This window comes from Nonomuraea sp. NPDC049750, assembly GCF_040659625.1.
In the GTDB taxonomy this organism is placed as follows: domain Bacteria; phylum Actinomycetota; class Actinomycetes; order Streptosporangiales; family Streptosporangiaceae; genus Nonomuraea.
The window spans coordinates 151,320-166,622 of sequence record NZ_JBFANB010000008.1 but is presented as its reverse complement, the minus strand read 5'-3'; the positions used below and the strand labels follow the sequence as shown (position 1 = coordinate 166,622).

Below are 15,303 nucleotides of genomic sequence, written 5' to 3'. Positions count from 1 at the left end.
ATGCGTGCTCCTAGGGTCCGGTGATGTCGAGGTAGTCGAGGTTCGGGCAGCCGTTGGCGGTGGTGGCGGTGAGCCTGACCGTGTTCGCGCCGGCGACCAGGGTGGCGTTGACGGTCTTGCTCGCCCACGTGGTCCAGGCGCCGGTGCCCGCGAAGCTCAGGCCCGAGGCGACGACGGTGCCGTTGACCGTGACGTCCATGGGCCGGTTCGCGGAGGTGCCGTTGGCGTACCGGATGGTGAGGGTCGCGGGGCCCGCGGTGCCCTGCTGGAAGCCCCACTGGGTGTACGCGCCCGCCACGTTGTCGGAGTTGACGAAGCCGGTGCCGGAGTATCCGGCGTGGTTGGACTCGACCACGCCTTGGGAGATCGTCGCGTTCTCCGCCTCCAGGCGGGTCGCGGTGACCTGCACCTGCTTGTAGGCCCGCATGTTGGTGAGCAGCATGTAGCAGTTCTGCAGCGAGCCCGAGGTGTCGCCGAGCGAGCGGTAGATGCCCCACTTGGGGCGGACCCGGTCGCCCAGGAACGTGTCGCCGGTCTTGGTGGCGTCGACCAGCGTGGTGCTCCCGTCGCGCAGCACCCAGCGGACCGAGCCCGCGCTGCCGTCGCCGATCTTGATCTCGTACTCGGCGTCGATCCACTTGTCCTGCAGCGGCTCCAGGTTGGTCCGGCCGACCAGGATGCCCTGCTCGTAGATCGTGTGCTCGATGGTCTGCACGCCGTTCACCCGGCGCAGCGAGGTGGTCGTGATCGGCAGCCCGCCGGTACCCGGCATCTTCGTCTGGCTGATGTGGGTGAAGGTCGTGGTCGCCTTCAGCGAGCTCGGGATGAACATCGAGTACGTGACCCGCCACGTCTCCCCCTTCAGCCACTGCAGGTAGCCGCTGGGGTTACGGGTACCGGTCACCTCCTGCCGCTGCCGGTCGGTCATCGTGTCGCGGTCGACCGTGTGCATGTTGAAGCGGAAGTTGTTCCCTTCGGCGAAGATGTGCGGCTGGCCGGCGGGGTGGGAGTCGGCGCGGTCGTCCTCGATCGTCTCGAACGCGCCGAGCCCGACCGACGACGCCTCCGGCGCCCACATGAGCTGCCAGGCGAGCGCCGCCGCGGCCGGGCGGGCGGGCAGGTACGGGGTGAGGAGCGCGGCGCCTACGAGGGTCCCCAGCTGGCGTCGGGTGATGTCCATGGCTTCCTATCCGATTGTGATCTTGTCGAGGTTGGGGCCCCCGTTGGCCGTCGTGGCGGTCGTCCTGATCGTGTTGGCCCCCGCCGTGAGCTGGACGGTGAGCGTGGCGGTCTGCCAGGTGTCCCAGTTCCCGGTGCCGGCGAAGTCGCGGTTCACGGCCGTGCCGCCGTTGACCGCGATGGCCATCGGCCGGTTGACCGTGGTGCCGTTGGCGTAGCGGATCGTCAGCGTGGCGGGCCCCGCGGCCGCGGCGGTGACGGTGAACTCGACGTACGAACCGGTGACGTTGTCGAGGTTGACGAAGCCGGTGCCGGTGAAGCCGGTGTGGTTGGACTCCACGACGCCCTGGGAGATCGTGGCGTCCTCGGCCTGGTGGTCGGTGCCGCCCCCCGAGGCGGTCGCCACCTCGATGTAGTCGATGTTCGGGTTGCCGTTGGCCGTGGTCGCGGTGGCGCGCAACGTGTTGGCCCCGGCGTTGACCGGCACGGTGAAGGTGTCGGTGGCCCAGGTGTCCCAGGTGCCGGTGCTCGCGTAGTCACGCGTGGCGAACACCGTCGTACCGTTGACGGCGATCGCCGACGGCCGGTTGGTCGTGGTGCCGTTGGCGTACCGGAGCTTGATCGTCGCCGTGCCGGCCGCTGCCGCCTGGATGGCCCACTCGATGAAGGCGCCCGCCGCGTTGTCGCCGTTGACGTAGCCCGTGCCGCTGAAACCGGTGTGGGAGTTCTCGAAGATGCCCTGCGAGATCGTCGCGTCCTCCGCCTCGTAGCGGCCCGGCGGCGGCGGTGTGCTCGCGCCCGGCAGACCCCAGGCGGCGCCCGGCTTGGCGATCGGCACCGGCGCGATGACCAGGTCCGGGACCGCGCCCGCGTAGAGGAGCACCTCACGGTTCTTGGGCAGGGTGATGCCCAGGACGCCGCCGCCCAGGTCCGAGACCGTGGCGGGAGTGCCGTCGTCGAGCACGGCGGTGACAGTGCCGGTCAGGCCGTGGTCGAGCTTGAGCGGCTCACCCGCCAGGCTCCTGACCCGGACGAAGCGGGTCGCGCCCGCCTGCCGTACGGCGGAGACGAGGAAGGCGCCCTGCGTACGGAAGTCGTGCAGCGTGACGTCGGGCCACGAGCCCGGGATCGCGGGGAAGACGCGGACGACGCCGCCCCAGCTCTGGCAGAGCAGGTCGTGGATCGACTGCGAGGCCGACAGCGGCGTCTCGATGACCGGCCCGGCCTCGGTGTAGTGGGTGTTGGCCCGGCACGGATAGGACGTCGAGGGGTCGAAGAACTTCAGCAGGTAGGACAGCGCCGTGTCGCCCCGCCGCATCATGGCGTACATGGAGGCGGCGCCGGTGTAGCTGTAGCCCCGGTGGGCGCCGGTCAGAGCGTGCCACCGGACGATCGACTTCTCGATCAGCGAGCGGTTGCCCGTCTGATCCCAGTTGACCAGGTAGAGGGGATAAATCATCAAAAGGTGGGAGTAGTGGCGGTGGGACTGCGCGTACGGCGTGCTGCCGCCGATCATGTAGCCGTTCGTGTCCGTCGGGTACGACACGAGCGTGCTGAGCACCTGCTGCCACTTGGTCTTCAGCGGGTCGTCGACGCCCAGGCGGGCCGCCGAGTCGAGCAGCGTCTGACAGCCCCACCTGATCAGGGCCAGGTCGTAGTTGGTGTCCTGCGGCGGGACGGTCGGGTACTCGGGCGACAGCGTGCTCGGCAAGTGCAGCTTGCCGTCACTGCCACTGGCCAGGAAGTGCAGGTAGTAGTTGATCGCCCGGCGCAGCAGCGGGAACAACGTGTCCCTGAGCAGCGCGTCGTCCATCGTGTGCCGGTAGGACAGCCACACGTTGTGCAGCGCCCAGGTCAGGTCGCCGACCTCGGCGCCGCTGCCGGGCGTACCGACGCTCCGGTTGGCGAACATGTCCGAGCTGCGGCCCACGCCCGAGGAGTCGCTGCGGTACGCGCTGCCCACGTTGGCGGTCAGCTGCGCCCGGTTCTGGTCGAGCGTGCTGGTGACCGAGTCGAGCTCCAGGTGGTTGGAGCCGTGGATGAGCCAGTACTCCAGTTGCACGTTGAGGTTCCACCACACGCCGGGCCACGGGGTGGGCTCCAGCCACGGGCCGGTCGTCGCCATCACCGGCGCGCCCGCGCGGGTGGCGGAGGCCACCTTGTAGAGCTGGATCCAGTGGAAGCTCTGCAGCCGCTGGTCCGGGAAGGACGCGAAGCTCTTGCGGTAGAAGGCGTGCCACCAGGTCCGGTGCGCCGCCCGCAACGTGTCGTAGGTGCCCGCGTTCTGGATCCGGCCGAGCGAGGTCGTCTCGGCCGCGGTGTTGGACGGGAAGCTGTGGGCGACCGACAGCAGCAGCAGGTTGCCGCTCTGCCGGTAGGCGGTGGCGGTCTGCCCTCCCCCGGCCAGCCCTTGGAGCACCTGCTTGACGTCGCCGGTGGTCTTGGTGGTGTAGGCCGGGTTGTGCGTGTAGCCGGACGGCGGGTCCTCCGAAGCCTGCCTGGGACTGTCGGCCACCTCCGGGTGGAAGGTCCACCGGACCTGCTCACCGCCCGTTACCGAGGCGCTGGCCACGAACGTCTCGTCATGGATGAACGCGGTGAACGTGATCTTCCCCGACGAGGTGGTGACGGTGCCGGTCAGTTCGGCGTCCCACAGGCTCAGCCGCCAGTCGACGGCGGTGATGGTGCCGACGGGGTCGAGCGTGAGATGGCCCACGGGCAGCCGGCAGGTGCCGAACCCGCTGCCGAACTCCGGCCGGTGGTCCTGGACCCGCCCGTGCTGGGTGGTGAAGCGGATCTTGTTGGCGTCCGGCTCCTTGTAGATCATGCTGCCGAGCAGGCCGTCGCCCAGGAACGGGCCCTCGTGCCAGAGTGTGGGCAGCTTGGCCCACAGCAGGTCCTGCTCCCTCAGGAACGCGGCCCACTGGGCGTCCGAGGTCATCCGGACGTCGAGCGCCCAGGGCGCCGCCGACGCCTCGGCATGGGCGGGGACGGCGGTAGTGCCGGTCAGCGCGGCCGCGGCCAGGGTGCCGAAGGCGCCGCCCAGCACCACCCGGCGCGTCGGCTTACTCTCACTGTCGTCAGGTTCCATCACGCGAGGTTCTCCAGTTACTCGGGGTGCTTCGGGAGCTGCTCCCGCAGGGGGTGGCAGGCGGCCGCGCCGAAGCGCGGCCGCCTGGTGAGGGAGCGTGCGTCACTGGATGTTGGAGCGCCTGATCACGTCGGCGTCACCGTTGCCGTTGTTGTCGGAGTTGGTGGAGCCGAACCAGATGGCACTGGCGTTCGGCACCTTCTCCACCGCGCGGAGCCGGCCGTAGGTGCTGTTGAAGTAGGAGTTGACCGTCGAGACGTTCTCGCCGTTGAGCACGATCCGCCACAGCCGCTGGCCGCGCAGCGCCGCCATGAACACCGTGTTGTTCACGATGGCGATGCCGCTGGGCGAGGCCTCGGAGACGCTCCACGTGTACTTGGGGTTGGTCATGCCGGTGGTGCTGCAGGTGCCCTCGCAGGTGGGCCAGCCGTAGTTCTTGCCCGGCTGGATCAGGTTGAGCTCGTCCCTGGAGGAGTTGCCCAGCTCCGACTCCCACAGCCGCCCGGCCGAGTCCCACGCCAGGCCCTGCGGGTTGCGGTGGCCGTAGCTGTAGACGCGGGTGCCGAACGGGTTACCGGGAGCGGCCGCGCCCGTCTTGGTGATGCGCAGGATCTTGCCGTTGAGCGAGTCGAGGTCGGGCGCGTTGCTGCTGCTCTGCGCGTCACCGGTGGTGACGTACAGGTAGCCGTCGGGACCGAACCTGATGCGGCCGCCGTTGTGATAGCGGTTCTTGTCGATCATGCCCTGCAGGATCGCGCTGTAGCCACTGAGCGTGGTGCCGTTGAAGTTCATCTTCGCGACCCGGTTGCCCTCGGAGGCGGTGTGCATGAAGAACACCTCCTGGTCGGTCGTGCCGTTCCAGGTGGGCGAGAAGTCCAGGCCCATCAGGCCGCCCTCGCCATCGGTGGTCACCACGTTGGGCACGGTGCCGACCTGCGTCTTGGTGCCGGACGGGGTGATCTTGAATACCTTGAACGAGTCCCGCTCGGTGACCAGCGCGTACGAGCCGTCGGGCGCCCAGGAGATGTCCCACGGGATGTCCCAGCCGCCGGCGATCGTGGTCGGCGTCTGCGGCACGGTGCCGCAGCTACCGGTCGTGAACGACGCGGAGGCCGCGCTCGGAGTGGACAGCTGGTTGGCGCTGTCACGAGCGACGACGTCGAGCGTGTAGGTGTGCGCGCACTCCAGCGGCACGCTGGCGCTGGTCGCGGGCGGCGTGCCGGTGACCGTCTGCAGCACGGTGCCGGTGGCGTGGTCGCGGATCAGGTAGGCGCGGACGCCGTTGTCGTCGGTCGAGGCGGTCCAGGTCGCGGTGGCCGAGGTGGGCTGCACGCCGGTCACGGTGGGCTGGCCGGGCTGCGACGGGGGGTTGTCCGCGGGCGCGGGCAGCGTGCGACAGTTCGCCTCCGGGCTGCTCAGCGACACGTTCCCGGACGCGTCCCGGGCGAACACCGAGATCTGGTACGGGAAGTCGGAATTCAGCCCCGTCACCGTGTACGGCGGCGCGGGCGCGGTGGCGATCTGGGTGCCCTGGTGGAAGATGTCGTAGGCCACGACGCCGACGTTGTCGCTCGACGTCGGCCAGTCCAGCCGGATGCTGTTGTAGGTGATGTCACTGCAGACCGGCTGACCCGGGGCGGTCGGCTTCTCGGTGTCGCCGGGGCCGCTGACGCGCAGCCGGTCGAGGTTCGGGCCGCCGTTGGCGGTGGTGCCGGTGGCTCTGATCGTGTTATTGCCGGCGTTCAGCGTGGCGTTGACGCTGATCTCCTGCCACGTGGTCCACACGCCGGTGCTGGGGAAGGACTGGCTGGCCGCGACGGTCGTACCGTTGACCGTGACGCTCATCGGCCGGTCCACGGTGGTGCCGTTGGCGAAGCGGAAGGTCAGGGTCTGCGGCCCGGCGGTCGCGGCGCTCACCGCGAACTCGACGTAGGAGCCGGCCACGTTGTCGTAGTTCACGAAGCCGGAGCCGGTGTAACCGGCGTGGTTGGACTCGACGACGCCTTGCGAGATCGTGCCGCTCTCCGCCTGGTAGTCGGTGAAGTTCGAGCCCGAGGCGACCTCGGCCTCCAGGTAGTCCCAGTTCGGATTGCCGCCCGCGGTGGTGGCGGTGGCCTTGATCGTGTTGGTGCCGGCGACGACCGGCGCGGTCAGCGTGACCGTCGCCCAGGTGTCCCAGTTCGTGGTGGCGTTGAACGCCCGCGCCGCGGCGACGACGGTGCCGTTGACGGCGATGTCGCTCGGCCGGTTGGCGCTGGTGCCGTTGGCATAGCGGAAGGCCAGCGTGGCGGTGCCCGCGCTGGGCGCGTTGATGGTCCATTCGACCGAGGATCCGGCGACGTTGTCACCGTTGACGAAGCCGGTGCCGGAGTAACCGGTGTGGTTCGACTCCACGACACCTTGCGAGATCGTGGCGCTCTCCGCCTCGTATCGGGTGGGCGCCGCGGCGGCCGGAGGGGCCACGACCGTCAGCGCCCCGGCGAAGAGCGCGAGGACACCGGCGAGGACGCGGTACCTGCGTAAGTTCATTCGATCACTCCTGCGGGGGGTGGTATCTCGGCGAGAGATTGGAGCTTTTCATCGTGTTCCCACAAATAGTCACAACCGTCAACAGATTCTAGATCTTGGAACGATCCAATCTTTAGGAAACTTTCCTAACCCTACTTATGGTCATCCGGAGCAGAGATCGGATGTCCTGACGCCTGGACACGGAGAGAGCCAGGATGTTTGGCTATGCGACAGGCGAAAGGTTGGATCTGTCTCTCGACGCACTCGAAGGCGCGCCAGGCACTTCACCGCACTCAGGACAGCCGAGAGACATCACAGGTCAGAAGATCACAGGTGAGACCTAGGATGTCTTACCTGTGACGCTCACCAGCGTGAGGAGAGTCCCTTGCCCCTCAGAATCCGACATCGAGTGGTGGCCGTGGTGGCCCTCGGTGCCCTGCTGATCCAGCCCGTGCCCGCGGCCGTCGCCGCGGCCACGCTCCACGAAGCCGAGAACGCCACCATCTCGCAAGGCGTCGTGGAATCCAACCACGCCGGGTTCACCGGCACCGGTTTCGTCAACTACGACAACGTGACCGGCTCGTCGGTCGAATGGGCGACCGACTCACCGCAGGCGCGCCAGGTGCGGCTGATCCTGCGGTACGCCAACGGCACCACGGTGGACCGGCCGATGAGCATCTCCCTCAACGGCACGACCATCGCGACCGGCCTGTCCTTCCCCGGCACCGGGGCTTGGACCACCTGGCGGACGGTGACCGTACAGGCCTCGCTGGTCGCCGGCCCGAACACCGTACGGGCCACCGCGACGACCGCGAACGGCGGCCCGAACGTCGACTCGCTCACCGTCGACGACGGCACCACGGGCGGCGGGACCGACTGGTCCAAGGCCGTCGTCGACTCCACGATGGCCCGCTTCACCCCCAGCTCGCTGGGTGGCTGGAGCTACCCGCAGGGCTTATACCTGTGGGGGCAGTATCTCGTCTGGCAGCGCACCGGTGACGCCCGCTACCTGCAGTACATCAAGGACTGGACGGACCGGTTCGTCGACAGTTCGGGCAACATCTCCAACAGTTTCGGCAACCTCGACAGCATGCAGGCGGGTAACGTCCTGCTGGCCCTGTTCAAAGAGACGGGCCAGGCCCGCTACCGCACCGCCGCCACCAAGATCCGGACCCGGCTGAACACCTACCCGCGCACCTCCGACGGCGGCTGGTGGCACTCCACCTCCGACTCGCGGCAGGGCCAGCTCTGGGGCGACGGTGTCTACATGGCCGATCCGTTCCTGGCCCGCTACGGCGCCTGGGTCGCGGGCGACACCTTCACCAGCGCCGAGCCGGCCAAGCAGATCGAGGTCTATCACAGCCATCTGCGCCGCACCTCGGGCACGGCGGCCGGGCTGCTCTACCACGCCTACGACGAGCCCGGTGGCCTGACCGCCTCCTGGGTGAAGCCGTCCCTGGGCAACACGAACGGGATCTCGTGGTGCCGGGCCATGGGCTGGTTCGGCATGGCCACGATCGACATCCTCGACCTCATCCCGGCCGACCACCCGCGCCGGACCGCGTTGATCAACATCATCCGTGACCTGGTGCCCGCCTACGCCCGCTGGCAGGACCCGGCGACCGGACGGTGGTTCCAGGTGGTCACCGAGACGACGAACTCCGCCAACTGGACCGAGACGTCCTGCTCGGCGATGTACACGTACACGATCTCGAAGGCGGTCGAGCGCGGGTACGTGGACGCCTCCTACCGCGCCAACGCCGACCGGGGCTACCAGGGGGTGCTGAACAAGATCTCACTCGGCCAGGACGGGCGGACGAACCTCGTGGACGTCAGCGAGGGCACCAACGCCAGCGACTCGCTCAGCTACTACTTCAACCGGGGGCGGCCGGTGAACGACTTCCACGGGCTGGGCGCCTTCTTGATCATGAACGAGCAGATGATGCGCGTCGGCCCCGGCAGCTGACCCGCACGGCGCTCCTGGGACCGGCGCGCACGCGTCGATCCCAGGAGCCGAGTCGTGATCAAAATGTTCCTGCTACCCGGGGATCATCCCCCATATCCGACTTACGCTACGACGGACGGCGCACGGGGATGGGGATGGGGGATCGCATGGCGACATTGATGACACGGATGGCCGCTGCCTTGAAGGGAGAGGTCCGGGCCGACGAGCTCGAGGCGTACCGGCGGGCAGGCGGGATCGTGTACACCGAGCTGGAGCAGGCCGAAAGCCTCCGGGGCCGGTTGGCCCTGGAGGGGGTGAACCTGTGGCACGGCCCGCAGGGGGCCGCCGGGCAACTGCTGTGCGTGTGGAACGCGTTCGTCCTCCAGGCCATCGGCGAGCACCTGCTGGACGCCGACTACACCGCCGACCCTCGCACCTCCGGATTCGTGCCGCCGGTGACCGCCCGGCAGGTGGGCGCGTGCTTCGCACAGGTCGAAGGGTGGGTATCGCGGGCGCGGCAGGCGGCGGGCAATCCCGGCTACCTGGGGGAGCAGGAATTACTCCTCCCGGCCGACCTGCCGGAGTGGGCCGAGGCCGATCCGTGTCCGCTGCCGCACCTGCACGGCATGCTGGCCGCCTCCCGCGCGATCCGCCAGCACGCCGAGGTCGCGCTCGGCGTCTTCGAGAAGACGGTCGCCGACGCCGACCGGCACATGGACGCCCTGCGGCGGCTCAGGCAGCTCGTCGCCGAGGCCGCGACCGCCGCCGACTACGCCGAGGGACTGCTGGACACCGACCCGAACCCGCGGATGCACGAGGCGATCGAGCAGCGGCTGCAGCGGGCGCTGGAGATCTACTACCACCTCGGCCAGCTGACCGCGATGCCGCAGCTCATCGCCGACTACAAAGGGGCGGACGCGAGACGGGCCGTGCCTCCCGTCGCGACGCCGCCGGTGAACCCCCGCGGTTTCGACCCCTGGTGCCTGACCGACCCGCAGAAGCGCGGCGTTTGGCAGGCGGATCCCCGCGCCCGGCAAGCGATCAAGGAGATGTGGGAGTACGACCCCGACGCGGCCCACACCCTGCGCATCCAGGCCGAGATCGACGCCGCGTTCACCAGTGGCGCCATCACCTACGCCACCGACGCCGGGGGCAAGCCGTACGGCAGCTACTACTGCTGCCCGTGGGCGGCCATCTACCTGGTCCGGCGCCCGATCGTCATCGCTGGCACCCGGCTTCGTACGATGCAGCAGTTCACGTACGAGGTGTCGGCCGAGGACGTACCAAAGGGCGGCCGGTTCAAACGCGAGATCATCGTGTCCAACTTCAGGCCCACGGACGAGGTCGACTACTGCGACCCCGACGGCCTGCACGGAGACTGAGCGAGCTCGCCCAAAGCTCCATCGCCGCTCGCCGGGTGCCTGACCATGCCGGATGATCAGATCCAGCATGGTCAGGCACCCGGCGTGGTGGCTGGTGGCGGTGGCCAGTGGCGTGTGGCCAGTGGCTAGTGGCCCATCACCGGCCTCACCCCGGCGCTCGGGATCGGCAGATGCTCGCGGATGAGCAGCCAGCTCGCGGCCAGCACCCACAGCGCGGTGAGCACTCCGGGCACGAACGCCACCAACGCGCCGCCCGGCGCCAGCGGACCGCCGGTGATCGCGACCGTGAACGCGCCCAGGACGCTGACCACGGCGACGATGATGGCGCACCAGGCCATCCACTGCGGAAATACGTGCGTGCGCATGATGGCGGCGGCCGAGGCCGCGAACGGCACGGCCAGCGCGATTCCCATGATGGCGTCCATCACGGTCAGCGAGATGTACGGCGCCGCGGCGATGGCCAGCAGCGGCCGATGCGTGGTGACCGCGTAGGTCATCCCGGCGAACACGGATATGCCGATGAATCCGGTGGCGGCGAGAACTATGTACCCCGCGAGCACCATCGCGGGCGCGTCACTGGTCTCGTCCGAACGGCGGAAGGCAGTGGCCAGCGCCACGCCGAACCACAGGAACAGCGCGGTCGCGATGGCGTACAGCAGTGCCGCCGCCAGAACCTGGGCCCGGCGCTCGACCAGATACCCCGAGATCGTCATCGCGGATTCCGTGATCTGCGGCGCGTTCCCCATTATCAGGCGCCCGATGATCGCGACCACTATGGCCACGACGCCTGCCACTCCACCCCAGCGGAGCTCATGACTTTCTTTCATCGAAGTCACCTCCCACCTGCCATTATTCGGCGCCCTCGCTGCGCCTGGCAGGGTCAAAGGTCCCAATCTCGCGAGGCGGCCCACGCGCTGATCAGGCCTTACCGCTCTTCTGCAGCGCCCGGGTGAGCTCTTCCTTGGTCATGGACGAGCGGCCGGGGACTTTGGCCTCCTGAGCTCGGTGGTACAGATCCTCCTTGCTCGGTTCCTTGGATCCTCGGCTCTGCTTCCTCGATTTGTTACCGCTCCCCACCGGAAGACCGTGCTGGATCTCCTGTGCCTTGCGTTCGCTGAAGGCTCGGCCGAGCTCCTCCAGGCGCTCGCGGGAAACCGCCTTCTTGAGCGCTGGGAGGATCTCGCTCTCCTCCTCCTGAACGTGGTGCGCGACTGCCAGAACGAGCTCGTCCAGCAGCTTGTCGAACCGCTCCGTGTCGGTGTCGACGTCCAGGAGTTGGAGCAGCATCCGCTCGGCCTGGTGGTGTTCCTCCGCTCCCTCTCGGACCTGGTCCTTCTCACTGGGTACGGCCTTGGCGATCTCCGGGTAGACCAGTTCCTCCTCCCCCCTGGAGTGAGCGACGAATTTGGCGGCCAGTTCGGCTAGCAGGGCCGGACGATCCTCGGTGTCCTTCTTGAGCCGACCGAAAAGCCGCTCCACGTCGCGATGGTCTGACTTGATCATGCTGATGGCGTCCAATGTCATGGCTCCCCCTCTCTGGCGCCCCCGGTACCCGGCAAGGCCGGTCGTACGCGAAGTTGACGGACAACGGACCAGGTGTTTGCGCTTCTTGGACGCTGGCCGCCGAGCTACGCGCGCCATCCGCCGCGCCGGGCTTGCGCCGCGTCGGCTGGCCGGGCCCCCGGCAAATACCAACGTGCCTCTTGAACTGCGCGGATGAGACAGACGCACTGTTCGGAGCGTTGTCACAGATCGGGGCGCTGTCTTGTCTGAGCTGGTGAACGGCCGGATCGAGCCGGCCACTTCCGGGAAGGAATCATGATGAGCACCGATCACGCTCAAGCCCACCACCTGGAGAACCCCGACAAGAGCGGGCCACCGCCGCAGATCGACGTCGTCGGCACCGTACCGGGGGCGCCGGCCGCGCCGGAGGGGGCCGAAGCGATGACGCTCCGGGTCACGCTGCCGCCGAACAGCCCGGGTGCGCCGCCTCACCGGCACTCCGGGCCCGCGTACGGCTACGTGATCAAGGGCGCCGTCAACTTCGAGCTCGAAGGCGAACCTGTGCGGGTTCTCCGGCCTGGTGACGCGTTCTGGGAGCCCGGTGGAGACGTGATCCACTACCAGGACGGCAACCACCTCACCGACGAGGAGTCGCAGTTCGTGGTGACGATGTTCTGCGCGCCTGGACAGCCGATGCTGATCCCGGTCAGCCCGGAAGAGCTGGAAGCTCGGCGAGACCGTCGCGCCCCACAGTCATGACCAAGGTCTCGTTGACTGCCCTCGTTCGCGATCAGCTCACGCTTGCCCGCGAGGCGGACAGCGGCCAGTCCTGGGACGGGATGCCCGGCGATCTGCTGGTCATGCCTGAACGCCGCCACCGCGTGGAGGCCGTACAGGACTGCGCGTTCCTGTTCACCACCGCACGCTGAAAGCCAAGAAGGCGGAACCGGTTTCGGTTCCGCCTCCGGCGTCGCCAGACGGTCATTTATCGCACGGAGGCGAACGCCACGGCCGTGGTGGACGCGATGGCCGTCGTGAGGACCACCATCAGGAGCACGGTGCCCAGCGGGTTCTTCCGCGGGCGCGGTGGCGGGGCGCGATGGGCGCGTACAAAGGCGACCGGGGGCTTGGGCGTCGGCTTGAGGGTCGGTGTGGGTTTCGGCGTCGGCTTGGCCGGCTTGACGCGGACCGGCTGGGGTGCGATGTGGGGCACCCGCACCCGGTTGGGTGTCGGCCGCTGAGTCGGCTTGGGTTTCGCGGGGCGGGGAGTGATCACCACCCGCACCCTGGGCGTCACCTTCGGGGTGGCCACGGGCTGCGGTTTCGGAGTGACGACGGGGCGCGGCTTCACGATCACCACGGTCGGCGGCTTCACCACGGTCGGCGGCTGCGCCGCCGGCGCCGCGCATTTCCCGATGTGTACGCTCACCAGCGGCACGTCCACACACACGGTCGCCTCGACGCCGACCTTCACCGTCACGTCGCCCGGATCCGGATCGGCCGCGGCGGGAGCGCTCGCGGACAGCGCCAACAGCGTGCCCGCCAGGAGCAGCGGCATGCGCCAGGCCCCCACGGTCACACGCCTCCGGCTATCCGGGCGAACTCCTGCAGCGCGCCCTTGTACGCCTCCGGCCCCACGGCCAGCGGTCCGTCGAAGGCGTGGGAGATGTCCCAGGTGAGGTAGACGCCGAAGCCGAGCATCGCGGCCATCGCCAGCAGCGGCAGGACCGCCAGCCCGGTCGGCCGCGCTCCGGCCAGGAACGGGAACAGGACGACCAGCAGGCCGGTGAGGATCGTCAGGGCCAGCAGCCCGTCGGGCGGCGTCGCGGCGGCGTCGGCGGTGCGCTGGGAACGGGCGGAGGCGATCGCCGCGAGGTGGTCGAGCACCGCGGTCTTGGCCTCCTTCTGGTCGGCGGTCACCTGCAGCGCGGCGACGCGGGCCCGGAGCGCGTCGAGCCGCTCCGTGCCGACGGGATCCATCGAGCCGCGCTGCATGACGGGCCACTCGTCCCGGACGACGAACGTGATGTAGTCGCGCAGCCCGGCGCGCACCACGTCGGGGGCGGTGCCCGGCAGGCCGGACGCCGACCAGTAGGCCTCGACGGCGGCCTGGCTCTCGGTGTGGGTGTTCTGGCTTGCGGAGTCGGCGGTGGTCCACGGCACGATGATCGCGATGGCGAAGACCAGGAGGAACAGGGCGGACAGCATCGCGCCCGCGTGGCCGGCCGACGGTCCGCCGGCGTCGTTGTCGTCGCTGCCCTTCTTCGTGAGCCTGAACAGGGTGGCCGCCAGCGCCACCACACCCACCGCGGCCACGGCCGCGATTACGTATTGCAGCATAAGGATCTCCCCAATCCCCACCGAACACCGAGCGTGACATTACTATCACAGACCGCATGACTACTCAGGGGATAGATTGCGGTACGGTACGTAACCGATCGGTAACGGTCGGGCGGAGTTTCCGCTGCGATGGTCGATCAGTTCCCGGTGGTCAGGACCATGCGGAAGCGGGCCTGGCCGGAGAGCATTTTCTGGAACGCCGCCCGGGCCTCCTCCAGCGGGACCTCCTCGGTCCACGCCCGGACACCGCTCTGGGCGGCGAACCTCATGGTGTCCTGGATGTCGACGGCGTTGCCGGAAGCGTGCCCGTACACCCGCCTGGCCGCCGCCACCAGCTGCAGGGGCGTGACCCGCAGCGGTTCCATGTCGACGCCGACGACGATGAGCTCACCGCGGGGCCCCAGGCCGTCGATGGTCGCGGACATCGCCTCGGCGTTGGTCACCGTGGCCAGCACCACCTTCGCTCCTCCGCACGCCTGTAGCGCGTCGGCCACCGGCGCGGTGGCGCTGTCGACGTAGTGGGCGGCGCCGAGCTTGTGCGCCAGCGGCGCCTTGTCGGGACCGCGGGCCAGCGCGATGGTGTTGAAGCCCATCTTCGCGGCGAACTGGACGCCCAGGTGCCCCAGGCCGCCTACCCCGAGGATCGCCACGGTGTCGCCCGGACGCGCGGAGCTGTGGCGCAGCGCGTTGTACACGGTCACGCCGGCACAGGCCAGGGGCCCGGCCTCCACCGCCGTCAGCTCGTCCGGGATCGCGGCCAGGGCGACGGCCGGCACCACGACGGAGTCGGCGAACCCGCCCGCGTACGCGGCACCCGGCACCTGCAGCTCGGGGCACAGGATGCCGTCTCCCTGCCTGCAGGCGTCGCAGTGGCCGCAGCTGCCTCCGTACCAGCCGACCGCCACCCGATCACCGACGGACCAGCCGGTGACGTGGTCGCCGACCGCGTCGACGCGTCCCGCGATCTCGTGCCCCGCTGTGACGGGGAACGTGGTGCCCGGGATGTGGCCGGAGGTGATCAACGCGTCGGAGTGGCACACCCCGCACGCCTCGACGGTGATCCGCACCTGGCCCGGGCCCGGCTCCCGGGTGTCCGCCCGGACGAGGGACAGGTCCCCGCCAGGCTCGCCGACCTGCATGGAACGGTGTGTGGCCGAAGAAGACATGGCGTCTCCTTTTCGTCTCATGGAACGCGGCGACCTTCGGCGCGGCCGTCACAAGTCCATCGTTCCACCAGACGCTTTGACCATTTGTCCGACCCCTGGTAAACCTCGGCCGGCAGAGTCGGATTCCTGACAAGGCCCGCTTCGCGGGCCCGGCGGCTGGACGGATCGCCGAGGAGATCTCGGCGTTCG

At 69.0% G+C, this 15,303-nt stretch carries 12 protein-coding genes; 4 read left to right on the top strand and 8 right to left on the bottom strand.

Translation table 11 applies throughout. The annotated features are described in order from the left end of the window. Positions 1-10: 10 nt before the first annotated feature. The 3 genes from AB0J16_RS22840 to AB0J16_RS22830 form a co-directional block, all read right to left on the bottom strand. Positions 11-1,180 carry a carbohydrate-binding protein gene (locus tag AB0J16_RS22840; protein WP_358439627.1) on the bottom strand — a complete coding sequence of 390 codons (1,170 nt, stop codon included), beginning with the start codon at positions 1,178-1,180 and terminating at the stop codon, positions 11-13. Between the two features lie 6 nt (positions 1,181-1,186). After that, on the bottom strand, positions 1,187-4,270 hold the full coding sequence (locus AB0J16_RS22835; protein WP_358542633.1) for a carbohydrate-binding protein: 3,084 nt from the start codon (positions 4,268-4,270) through the stop codon (positions 1,187-1,189). 102 nt (positions 4,271-4,372) lie between these two features. After that, the gene (locus AB0J16_RS22830) at positions 4,373-6,799 is read right to left on the bottom strand and encodes a PQQ-dependent sugar dehydrogenase (protein ID WP_358542631.1); all 2,427 of its coding nucleotides are present in this window, start codon (positions 6,797-6,799) and stop codon (positions 4,373-4,375) included. A gap of 364 nt (positions 6,800-7,163) precedes the next feature. Between AB0J16_RS22830 and AB0J16_RS22825 the strand changes: the two genes are divergently transcribed. Both AB0J16_RS22825 and AB0J16_RS22820 read left to right on the top strand, forming a co-directional pair. Further along, positions 7,164-8,744 (top strand): glycoside hydrolase family 88 protein, encoded by a 1,581-nt coding sequence (locus AB0J16_RS22825; protein WP_358542629.1) that lies wholly within the window; start codon positions 7,164-7,166, stop codon positions 8,742-8,744. Between the two features lie 146 nt (positions 8,745-8,890). Then, positions 8,891-10,105 carry a hypothetical protein gene (locus AB0J16_RS22820; protein WP_358542626.1) on the top strand — a complete coding sequence of 405 codons (1,215 nt, stop codon included), beginning with the start codon at positions 8,891-8,893 and terminating at the stop codon, positions 10,103-10,105. A 125-nt stretch (positions 10,106-10,230) separates the two neighbouring features. Here AB0J16_RS22820 and AB0J16_RS22815 read toward each other — a convergent pair whose 3' ends face one another. Together AB0J16_RS22815 and AB0J16_RS22810 are read right to left on the bottom strand one after the other, a co-directional pair. Then, positions 10,231-10,932 (bottom strand): hypothetical protein, encoded by a 702-nt coding sequence (locus AB0J16_RS22815; protein WP_358542623.1) that lies wholly within the window; start codon positions 10,930-10,932, stop codon positions 10,231-10,233. 91 nt (positions 10,933-11,023) lie between these two features. After that, positions 11,024-11,629, bottom strand: coding sequence for a hemerythrin domain-containing protein (locus AB0J16_RS22810; protein WP_358542620.1), 606 nt, complete (start codon positions 11,627-11,629; stop codon positions 11,024-11,026). A 294-nt stretch (positions 11,630-11,923) separates the two neighbouring features. On the opposite strand from AB0J16_RS22810, the gene AB0J16_RS22805 reads away from it, so the two are divergent. Both AB0J16_RS22805 and AB0J16_RS22800 read left to right on the top strand, forming a co-directional pair. Continuing rightward, positions 11,924-12,367 (top strand): cupin domain-containing protein, encoded by a 444-nt coding sequence (locus AB0J16_RS22805; protein ID WP_358542617.1) that lies wholly within the window; start codon positions 11,924-11,926, stop codon positions 12,365-12,367. A gap of 11 nt (positions 12,368-12,378) precedes the next feature. Continuing rightward, on the top strand, positions 12,379-12,537 hold the full coding sequence (locus AB0J16_RS22800) for a hypothetical protein (protein WP_358542614.1): 159 nt from the start codon (positions 12,379-12,381) through the stop codon (positions 12,535-12,537). A gap of 56 nt (positions 12,538-12,593) precedes the next feature. Here AB0J16_RS22800 and AB0J16_RS22795 read toward each other — a convergent pair whose 3' ends face one another. The 3 genes from AB0J16_RS22795 to AB0J16_RS22785 form a co-directional block, all read right to left on the bottom strand. Next, complete coding sequence (locus AB0J16_RS22795; protein WP_358542611.1) at positions 12,594-13,187, bottom strand: hypothetical protein; 594 nt, start codon at positions 13,185-13,187, stop codon at positions 12,594-12,596. Further along, entirely contained in the window at positions 13,184-13,948 is a 765-nt protein-coding gene (locus AB0J16_RS22790) for a hypothetical protein (RefSeq protein ID WP_358542609.1), read from the bottom strand. The genes AB0J16_RS22795 and AB0J16_RS22790 overlap by 4 nt, the downstream gene beginning before the upstream one ends. A gap of 137 nt (positions 13,949-14,085) precedes the next feature. Further along, a complete protein-coding gene (locus AB0J16_RS22785) occupies positions 14,086-15,114 on the bottom strand; it encodes an alcohol dehydrogenase catalytic domain-containing protein (RefSeq protein ID WP_358542606.1) in 1,029 nt (342 codons plus the stop codon). Between the last annotated feature and the right edge of the window lie 189 nt (positions 15,115-15,303).

Bases quoted from the DNA above. Each gene is read 5' to 3' on its own strand.
- AB0J16_RS22815 (WP_358542623.1), bottom strand. From the start codon at position 10,932: ATGAAAGAAAGTCATGAGCTCCGCTGGGGTGGAGTGGCAGGCGTCGTG.
- AB0J16_RS22805 (WP_358542617.1), top strand. From the start codon at position 11,924: ATGATGAGCACCGATCACGCTCAAGCCCACCACCTGGAGAACCCCGAC.
- AB0J16_RS22830 (WP_358542631.1), bottom strand. From the start codon at position 6,799: ATGAACTTACGCAGGTACCGCGTCCTCGCCGGTGTCCTCGCGCTCTTC.
- AB0J16_RS22840 (WP_358439627.1), bottom strand. From the start codon at position 1,180: ATGGACATCACCCGACGCCAGCTGGGGACCCTCGTAGGCGCCGCGCTC.
- AB0J16_RS22790 (WP_358542609.1), bottom strand. From the start codon at position 13,948: ATGCTGCAATACGTAATCGCGGCCGTGGCCGCGGTGGGTGTGGTGGCG.
- AB0J16_RS22820 (WP_358542626.1), top strand. From the start codon at position 8,891: ATGGCGACATTGATGACACGGATGGCCGCTGCCTTGAAGGGAGAGGTC.
- AB0J16_RS22810 (WP_358542620.1), bottom strand. From the start codon at position 11,629: ATGACATTGGACGCCATCAGCATGATCAAGTCAGACCATCGCGACGTG.
- AB0J16_RS22835 (WP_358542633.1), bottom strand. From the start codon at position 4,270: ATGGAACCTGACGACAGTGAGAGTAAGCCGACGCGCCGGGTGGTGCTG.
- AB0J16_RS22785 (WP_358542606.1), bottom strand. From the start codon at position 15,114: ATGTCTTCTTCGGCCACACACCGTTCCATGCAGGTCGGCGAGCCTGGC.